Below are 2448 nucleotides of genomic sequence, written 5' to 3'. Positions count from 1 at the left end.
ATACTTATTAATACACGTATTCACGGATATTGTGTTTTTGCTGTTTTGTGTATTGATGATCACAAGGTAAACTCCGCGCTAATCACTAACAATAAAGAGCTGATATTGATGATAATTAACGTAGCAAAAAAGTTCATTTTGGCAGCGTCTGCACTGATATTAGGTGGTTGTGTTAGCTACAGCGTGACTGAGCAAGAAATGACGAACTACCTTCAAGATTCGGTGATGTTAGAGCAAGAAGTGGGTGTACAAAACGTTATGTATGCGCAAGTCGCTGTCGATGACTTAGCGGTGCAAATTGGCCGAGCTGATGCCGAGCGCGTGTCTGTTCTGGCGAATACCAATGCACAAGTTCAGGTGTTTAACGTGCCGAATATGAGGTTGGATCTTGATATCGAGTTCAGTGCGATTCCTGAATATGACAAAGAGAGCGGCGAGATTTATTTGAAATCACTGCGTTTAGAGCGCTTTGAAGAGAAAGACAAACAGCTTTCTCCTGAGGTCGCCAAACTACTTAAGCCTGCCGTTTCTATGATTGGTTTTGCGTTGTCTCAGTCGCCAGTTTATAAACTGGACAGCAACAAGGTTCAAGAGTCATTGATCAAGTCATCGGAACCTAATCTAGTGATTAAAGACAACAAGCTGGTCATCGAGTTATTTGATTAACCCTTCCCGTTTAGCTTGGACTCAGATTTAAAACACAATGGCTGCCGATTTGGTGGCCATTTTTGTTTGTGTTGAACAAGCAATACTTCTGTTTTTAGGCTGTCTTTTAAGCTTGTTTTCTCTGGCTCATTTATTGAATTAGCCGCGTATCTCACCTTTACTTTACTCTTGTGAGCAAGTCATCGCTTCAGTCATCAAATCATAAGAAAGAAAAGGTGAACGAACTATGAAGAATCCAGTAATAGCGGATAACAAACCCGTTAAGGTCGAGCTAACCGAAGGCGAGGAGTATTACTTCTGTACCTGTGGCAAATCGAAAAACCAACCGTTCTGTGATGGTTCTCATGCCGGAACGGGCTTCAAACCAAAGAGTTTCGTGGCCGAGGAAACCGGCGACGCTTACCTGTGCCGCTGTAAGTATTCGAATAATCTCCCTTTTTGTGATGGCACTCATAAACAGTTTACGGCTGAGCAAGTGGGTCAAGAAGGCCCCGATGTTCATATCCAAGCGGCAACGCCCGATCTCTCACCAGCGGCTTCTGCAACCAAAGAAGAGCCCACGGTCGAGTTCATTCATCAATTAGCACGAGATGGTTTATCCAAAGTGGGCCACCATGGACCAATGACTTCTATGGGTGTTCCAAGATATCTACTGCCTCATTGGGATGATATTCAAGTGATGGTTGCTCAAATGGCGACCAAACCGTTATTGGAAAATGTGCCCGTCGGAACTGAGCTTATTATTGGGCCAAAAGCGAAAAAGCCGCTTAAATTGAACATCTCTTTATTTGTGTCTGATATGAGTTTTGGGTCGTTATCTGAAGAAGCGAAAATCTCTTTAGCGACAGGTGCGGAGCTTGCGGGGACGGGAATTTGCTCGGGTGAGGGCGGCATGTTACCCGAAGAGCAAGCGGCGAACTCACGTTACTTTTATGAATTAGCTAGCGCACAATTTGGTTACGACGAATCTAAGCTCAAAAATGTCCAAGCCTTCCATTTTAAAGGTGGGCAGGGTGCTAAAACCGGAACAGGCGGTCACCTACCGGGGGCGAAGAACATTGGTAAGATAGCTGAGGTGCGCGGTATTGAAGCGGGTACCGCCGCGATTTCCCCACCCACCTTTGTTGATCTAAAAACCGTCGAGGATTTCAAAAATTTCGCCGACCGAGTTCGAGAGTTGACGGGCGGTATCCCGATTGGCTTTAAGTTAAGTGCTAATCACATCGAAGAAGACATTCAGTTCGCACTCGATGCCAGTGCCGATTACATCATCTTGGATGGGCGTGGCGGCGGTACTGGGGCGGCGCCAGAAATGTTCCGTGACCATATTAGTGTGCCGACCATTCCAGCGCTTGCTCGTGCCAGAGCCTATCTAGACAAGCAAGGCGTAAGTGACAGAGTCACCTTAATCATTACTGGTGGGCTTCGTGTTCCAATGGACTTCGTAAAAGCGATGGCGCTTGGCGCTGATGGAGTCGCTATCTCAAACAGTGCCATGCAATCTATTGGGTGTGTTGCTGCCCGAATGTGTAACACCAATAATTGCCCGGCGGGCATCGCGACTCAAAAAGCCGATTTACGCCAACGGTTAAATGTCGAGAAGGCATCGAATCAATTGAAGAACTTTTTCGAAGCTTCGACTGAATTGATGCAAGTGATGGCGAGAGCGTGCGGTCATGATCATTTGAATCAGTTTAGCCCTCACGATCTAGCAACATGGAATCGCGAAATGGCCGAGCTATCCGGAGTCGCTTACTCTGGGGTCAGTCCATTAAACCAACT

General features: G+C 46.3%; 3 protein-coding genes and 1 pseudogene. All 4 read left to right on the top strand.

The window, feature by feature from the left end:
- The first annotated feature begins 108 nt into the window (after positions 1-108).
- Positions 109-666, top strand: coding sequence for a DUF1439 domain-containing protein (locus AB4232_RS22450; protein WP_054541741.1), 558 nt, complete (start codon positions 109-111; stop codon positions 664-666).
- A 226-nt stretch (positions 667-892) separates the two neighbouring features.
- Positions 893-1096, top strand: a pseudogene (locus AB4232_RS22445) (CDGSH iron-sulfur domain-containing protein); the annotation flags it as partial.
- A gap of 286 nt (positions 1097-1382) precedes the next feature.
- Positions 1383-1442: a hypothetical protein gene (locus AB4232_RS22440; protein WP_372088066.1), complete on the top strand. Its 60-nt coding sequence runs from the start codon at positions 1383-1385 to the stop codon at positions 1440-1442.
- A gap of 23 nt (positions 1443-1465) precedes the next feature.
- On the top strand, positions 1466-2448 hold a 983-nt coding region (locus AB4232_RS22435), incomplete at its 3' end, for an FMN-binding glutamate synthase family protein (protein WP_372088064.1).

It is taken from the genome of Vibrio sp. 10N.286.46.A8 (genome assembly GCF_041470165.1).
GTDB classification, from domain to species: domain Bacteria; phylum Pseudomonadota; class Gammaproteobacteria; order Enterobacterales; family Vibrionaceae; genus Vibrio; species Vibrio tasmaniensis_A.
Note: the sequence above shows the minus strand (reverse complement) of the source record. Positions and strands in the feature narration are given on the sequence as shown.